Source organism: Globicatella sp. HMSC072A10 (assembly GCF_001811625.1).
In the GTDB taxonomy this organism is placed as follows: domain Bacteria; phylum Bacillota; class Bacilli; order Lactobacillales; family Aerococcaceae; genus Globicatella; species Globicatella sanguinis.
In genome coordinates this window covers 1-1,795 of the sequence record NZ_KV805738.1, presented here as the reverse complement: position 1 = coordinate 1,795, position 1,795 = coordinate 1, and the positions used below count along the sequence as shown (strand labels likewise).

At 36.4% G+C, this 1,795-nt stretch carries 1 protein-coding gene; it reads left to right on the top strand.

All coding sequences use genetic code 11. The features are described from left to right. Window positions 1-148: 148 nt before the first annotated feature. Window positions 149-1,753 carry an IS1634 family transposase gene (locus tag HMPREF2811_RS06570; protein WP_071408647.1) on the top strand — a complete coding sequence of 535 codons (1,605 nt, stop codon included), beginning with the start codon at window positions 149-151 and terminating at the stop codon, window positions 1,751-1,753. Window positions 1,754-1,795 lie beyond the last annotated feature (42 nt).

The window sequence follows — 1,795 nt, the reverse complement described above, 5'->3', positions numbered from 1 at the left end:
CTAAGTTCCCGTAATACGTAGCATAAATAAAATAATAACCTGTAGAAACGTTGATATACTCGCGTTTCTCAGGTTTTTTTATTGAAAAACACCGTGATACGTGTTATAATTTACGTAGCATGATACCAAGGAATGAGGGAACAAGAATATGAGTAAACCAAGAATCGTTATTGAAGATGTGTATGATGAAAAAGCAAAAAAGACCTATGTCTATGAAACCGAGGTCTATTATGATCCAGCTATTAAAAACACCCGTCGCAGACGAAAAATGTTAGGGCATCGTGACCCAGAAACGGGAGAATTGAAACCGAATCGTCCTATAAAGAATAAAAAGAAAGCATCGCCTCAAAACAATTCGGAAACCATTCTAAATGAAGCAAAGAAAATCACACGACGATTCTATGGAGCGACTTATTTTTTGCATGGAATCGCCCGAAAAATAGGATTAGAAAAGGATTTAGCCCAAGTTTTTCCTGAAGATTATCAATCCATGCTTCAATTAGCTTATTATCTCGTATTATCCCCAAGCAATGCCATGTGTCACTTTGAATCCTGGCAAAAGAAACATTACTTACCATACAACAACAGTGAGACACTGACGTCACAAAGAATTAGTGACATCTTCAGTCGTGTGACGGAGCATGAAAAACAAGAATTCTTTAATTTGCGCATGAAAGCATTAAAACCAAAAGAATACATCTATTATGATACAACGTCAATATCGAGTTATTCTTCGCTACTTCCATATGTAAAATATGGCTATAACAAAGAAGACGATAAGTTGCCACAAATTAACTTGGGAGTTTTGCAAGGAGAACAATGTGAATTACCTGTAATGTATCGTCATTTGGCAGGGAATGTGCAAGATTCAAAAACAATTAAATGGTTACTGGGCATGTTGGATCATATCGAATGTGACAGGATAAAATTAGTAATGGATCGCGGATTTTATAGCGAAGAGAACGTCTACGCTCTGATTAATGATTCGATTGGATTTGTTATGGGGGTAAGAAAAAATCTAAATTATATTAAAGCAGCGATTCAAGAATCTAAAAAAGTAATCAGCCGTATGAGCAATTATTCGACGATTTACAAGATAAGTGGGACACGTATTGGAGTAGATTACTTTAAGCCGGCGAATAAACAAAGCCATTATCCAATGCAGGCCTATATCTATTTCAATACCGAAATAGCGGTCGAAGAGGAGAAAAACTTTAACAATCAGATACATGCAATCTATGAAAAGTTAAATAAAGGAGAGGTCATCCTAAAGGAGTTAGGGAAAACACAGGCGAAGTATTTTACGAAAGTGGAAACAAGTCAAGGAGTAAAGTTTGGCTTTAATGAAGAAGTCATTGAAGAGGAAAAAAGTTATTTTGGATACTTTGTATTACTCAGCACATTTAAGAAAGATCCATGGGAAATCCTAAGACTCTATCGAAGCAAAAATATGATTGAGGAAACATTCCACAATCTAAAGGAGCGCTTAAATATGCGTCGGTTGAGAGTGTCTTCTGAACGGTCATTAGAAGGGAAATTATTCATTCAATTCATCGCATTAATCATTCAATCGTATATTCAACGTGAGATGGATCGCAGTCGATTACGAGAGAACTACACGCAAAAAGAAATACTGGATACCTTTCAGGCGATTGAATATTTAAGTCATCCAACGTATGGCACTACGATGGGAGAAGTCAGTGTAAAACAGAGAGAATTATTCATAAAAATGGGAATCACTCCTGTTGGGTGATCCGTGCATTTCTAATTCGTGTTACGTATTCGGGAAGTTGGG